General features: G+C 35.9%; 5 protein-coding genes and 1 pseudogene. 1 reads left to right on the top strand and 5 read right to left on the bottom strand.

All coding sequences use genetic code 11. The features are described from left to right. Positions 1 to 76: 76 nt before the first annotated feature. Positions 77 to 679, bottom strand: a complete 603-nt coding sequence (locus KS419_RS16025) for a TetR/AcrR family transcriptional regulator (protein WP_217065579.1) — start codon at positions 677 to 679, stop codon at positions 77 to 79. A 241-nt stretch (positions 680 to 920) separates the two neighbouring features. Between KS419_RS16025 and KS419_RS16020 the strand changes: the two genes are divergently transcribed. After that, on the top strand, positions 921 to 1,361 hold the full coding sequence (locus KS419_RS16020; RefSeq protein WP_217065580.1) for a small multi-drug export protein: 441 nt from the start codon (positions 921 to 923) through the stop codon (positions 1,359 to 1,361). A 620-nt stretch (positions 1,362 to 1,981) separates the two neighbouring features. Here the strand turns inward: KS419_RS16020 and KS419_RS25655 are convergent. The 4 genes and pseudogenes from KS419_RS25655 to KS419_RS16000 all read right to left on the bottom strand — a co-directional run. Continuing rightward, positions 1,982 to 2,275, bottom strand: coding sequence for a TIGR04104 family putative zinc finger protein (locus tag KS419_RS25655; protein WP_425514163.1), 294 nt, complete (start codon positions 2,273 to 2,275; stop codon positions 1,982 to 1,984). A gap of 86 nt (positions 2,276 to 2,361) precedes the next feature. Continuing rightward, entirely contained in the window at positions 2,362 to 2,994 is a 633-nt protein-coding gene (locus tag KS419_RS16010; RefSeq protein WP_217067400.1) for a CPBP family intramembrane glutamic endopeptidase, read from the bottom strand. 596 nt (positions 2,995 to 3,590) lie between these two features. Continuing rightward, positions 3,591 to 3,830, bottom strand: a pseudogene (locus KS419_RS16005) (DUF4260 domain-containing protein); the annotation flags it as partial. A gap of 162 nt (positions 3,831 to 3,992) precedes the next feature. Next, the coding region (locus tag KS419_RS16000; protein WP_217065473.1) for a zinc ribbon domain-containing protein at positions 3,993 to 4,207 on the bottom strand (215 nt) is incomplete at its 5' end.

Here is a 4,207-nt window from a genome sequence, read left to right as displayed (position 1 = left end):
ATACAGCACCGTGCCGGGGGTCAGGCACCTCATTCGCACCTTCCCATTTCTCATGCTTTTCATATGCCTCTATATATCAACTCTTCGTAGAATCGTTATAAAAAACCGAATCAATACATGGGTTTATTAAGTCTCTAAAATACTGATCCATTTGGGAAGGAGTATAGGACATATTATTGTTTACCCACCACTTTAATAAGTTGATTAAGGTACTAGAAATATGGTTTGTTAAGATTTTTATAGGGACTTTAGGATTTTTTCCTAAAGGTAACTTCGACTGAAGGTATTCCTCTAATCTATGATTCCAGTAAATCTCAACTTTTTCAAAAAAGAAGTCAGCACTCTCTGTTTTGAATAAACCTTTAACAATCTTACTGTCTTCCTGTATATGTTCAAAGAGCTCCATTACTGAATTCACTCTAGGTTTCTCCCCATCATATTCAATATAGCTCTTTATATATTGATTAAGTATTTCCAGTTCATCCTCCACACTGCTAAACAGCAGTTCATCCTTGGTTGCGAAGTGGGAATAAAAGGTGGATCTCCCTACATTCGCCCGATCAATAATATCTTGAATAGTAATTTTATTGTATCTTTTTTCCTCCATTAGTGAAAATAGTGCCTCATTGATAGCTTGGCGGGTTTTCAATACTCTTCTGTCCAATTCATTACCTTTCATTTTACTCCCTCATTTCGGACAATTTTTGTCTTTCGTTCCATAACGTACTTTTTATTAAGTTTGATGATTTACTGTTAAATGATCAATCATTTACAATTAAACTGAACAAAGTGTTCAGTAATGAATTTATTGTACATTAACCACAAACAGAAAGAAAGCTAGATATTTTTCTTAAATCAAATTGTATTAGCATGAAGAGAGTAGTTTATTTTAATGTAAAATCGAAAGGAGCTAATGCTTGATGGAGATATTAAAATATATTAGTTTAGCAGCCACAACATGGTTTGCAGGTTTTTTCCCACATTTTGAAATATATCTTGCCGTTCCTGTAGGATTATCAGTTGGACTTAATTGGTTTGATGCTTTTCTTTGGGCATCCCTTGGGAATTGGATGGTTATCCCACTAATTGACTTTTTTTATGATTGGTTAATGAAATTTAAGTTTATGAAAAAATTCAGTGAGAAGTCTTTGAAAGGAAAATGGCGAACACGATTGGAGAAGTACGGTGCTTTCTTCATAGTAGTTCTTACTCCAGTTACGGGTGTTTGGGTTATAGGAATTATAGCGAAAGCTTTGAAATTTAATAGAGTACAATTATGGCTATATAGTGGTATTAGTGTGGGTGTGACAGGGTTTGTCATCGCTGTATTAGCTAATATGGGGATACAATTATTTTCCTAAATGGTTTTGATAGTAAATCACTAGTTTTTACAATCACAAAATAACTCAATTAAAACGTGCTAATTCGTTTTCTTATCTTCAATCAAAATGCAACCAAGGTCTGAAAGTGCGCTTACAGGCCTTGGTTACCATTTATTAATTTGTACAAGGAAATTAAAGTACTTTAGTCCAAAATTGCTATTAATCACCTATGTTTTATATAATATTGATAGCCCTCTCGTTGGCTGGACACTATATGCACAGGTTTGAGAAAATGACAGCAAATAAGATAATCACTATGAATACGCAAAATGATTAAAGATTACTAGGGAAGCACAGGGACAGTTCCAATGCTTCCTAATTGTAATAATTGTTAATAAGAAGCAGACGAACCGTCCCCTCGCTTCCCTTGGTGGAAAAATAAAATCTCTTGATTATGACAGCGATGAGGATAAAGAAGTCATCGTTACGGAAGAACTAACGTTGGGTGTGGAAGTTAAAACTTTTTATCAACCAGCTAAGGAAGACTAAGAAAATGAGTGCCTGTCCCCTAGTACGGTGATACAGCACCGTACCGGGTGTTGGCACCTCAAACAGTGTCTTCTACTTTTCTTAGTCTTGTGTATTTTTGTTATTTATCTTCAAACTTTTTCTGTTTTAATGGTTTTATATTTAATAAAAAATGTTGTGATGAATATCCAGATCAAAGTAACAAATAGACCAACAATAATTGAAATAGTAAAATTATCAAACGGAGTTAAAAACAATGAAAATGTATAGAATAGTGCCATTGTTGATAGAATTACAAGTATACGAGATAAAGGTGTTATAGTTACTTTCGCATCACAGTTTTCACAATACATTTCGTTAATCCAAAAGGATTTTAAAACCATGTACCAACTAAATGAATGGTTGCATTTTGGACATTTTCTCATCATTACCCTCTCTCCATATAGTTGTACTTGCAGTGGGTAAGCTTAATAGAGGTTCCATCTAGCTAAAACATATGAATGAACAGTCTCTACATCCCCGTAAACTTATTTAAAAACACTGGAACACAAAGGTTTAAAATATCCACTATAATGTGAGCAACAATCACCCAACGTAAACTTTTTGTCTTATAAAAATATGTACCCCATGCCAAACCCATTAGAAATACGGCAGCCCAGGTGACAGGACTCTGATTTGCAATGGAAAACACTCCCCACATCAGTGGGTGGCTTGCTGTAAAAAAGACAGATGTATAGATGATACTTAGCCAAGCAGGCCAATGCTGGGTTATTTCCATCATAACCCCACGCCAGTAGCCCTCCTCCAGAGGTGGATTAATAAGAAAAGTAAGTATCCAAAGGGAGATGATTAATCCTGAATCTAATGTATGCCATCCAAATATGAATGCAGGCAGAGGAAGGAGAGAGACGGAAAAGGCTAAAAGAATCCAGCCTTTATGCCCCTTTGGCTTTTGCAGCCAACTTGTAAAAGTAGTTCCTTTATGACGATAGATTAGAAATGCCATCGTACTCCAATAAATAATGGCTAGTGGTACCCATGCCCATTCATTGATTAACCGCACAGCAATGGTTGCTGTCAAAAATCCTAAACCAACAACTAAAATTGGAGAAAAAATCATTAAGCTTCGTTTTTTATCGTTCACATAGAATTCCTCCTAAATGGAATAAATCCTCCCCATATAAACCCTAGTACTGTAATGACTGCCCGGTTGTTGAGATCAGAGACTCTAAATTTCCTGCTACCGCTACCGTCCCTAGTAAAAAAAACAATCGTTCCAAGAATAAGTAATAGTCCAACTGCAACTGGAATTAGTCTCGCTCTCATCATCCAAATTTCAACGAAGATGTCTAAAAACAAAGGATTTGAACAGGTAGACAACCTCCGTTAGTACGTTTGAATTTCCAAATTTGTGTTTTTTAATAGTAATTACTTCCTTTATATTCTAATGAACGAGTATTGTCAATCATCAAAATATGATAGACTAAGAGGAATTTTGTTTACCTTCCATTGATGTTCCTATTCTTCTTCAAAACAGTTGTCGTAAGCCACATAATTAGTAAATAGGAATAGTCGGATACATGACTCTCGATCTTCCCCATCACGCTTAGTCCACCAAACTCTTACAAATAAAATCAATTGTTTTATTAGAAAGCCTACCTTTAAAAGTAGAAAACGGTGCCTAGCTGCCCCCCAGCTCAGTAATACTTCACTGCATCAGGGGGCAGGCACCACCTCAAACTAAACCAGGTTAAGGTGCGTATCTTTAAAATGAGATGGATACTTTAAGCCGTATCCAAGCATTCTGTCCATTCCAATGTGAGCTGTCCAGATTAATCCTGCCATTAACAGCGGGGAACTAGTGAATAGAACACCAGAAATTATCATGATTGCTGGTAAACAGTAGGTATGAAATAAATTATACAAAGCAGCTCCTGTTTTATTATTTCTCATATATCCAACCATAGAAATGTCAGGAGTTAATAAAAGGTTGAACTACTCACCACTTAACACCCTTTCGGGTTGTTAGAAGTGGGAGATTCTTGGGAATAGAGCGTACTTGTTAGCGTATTTCTTTGCCAACAGAGGTTTCTCTTATTGACCAAGCTATCCCCGTAGATTCCTACGGTTCTATTTTTTTGTTTAAGCCAAAACTAAGGTTCTTAAACCTTCGGCTAGGATATTTTTGCTGGCATTTATATCTCTATCGTGATGTTCGTTGCAAACAGGACAAGTCCAATCCCTTATTTCAAGAGATTTCTTGCCATCTTGATGTCCACAATCGGAACATATTTGACTAGACGGAAACCATCTGCTTATTTTCACGATTGTTTTACCATACCATTTCGCTTTGTATT

It is taken from the genome of Evansella tamaricis, assembly GCF_019042215.1.
GTDB classification, from domain to species: Bacteria; Bacillota; Bacilli; order Bacillales; family Salisediminibacteriaceae; genus Evansella; species Evansella tamaricis.
The sequence above is the reverse complement of the archived record's forward strand: the minus strand, read 5'-3'. Positions and strand labels throughout refer to the sequence as shown.

Coding starts and splice junctions, on each gene's coding strand:
- KS419_RS25655 (WP_425514163.1), bottom strand. CDS start 2,275: ATGAGAAAATGTCCAAAATGCAACCATTCATTTAGTTGGTACATGGTT.
- KS419_RS16025 (WP_217065579.1), bottom strand. CDS start 679: ATGAAAGGTAATGAATTGGACAGAAGAGTATTGAAAACCCGCCAAGCT.
- KS419_RS16020 (WP_217065580.1), top strand. CDS start 921: ATGGAGATATTAAAATATATTAGTTTAGCAGCCACAACATGGTTTGCA.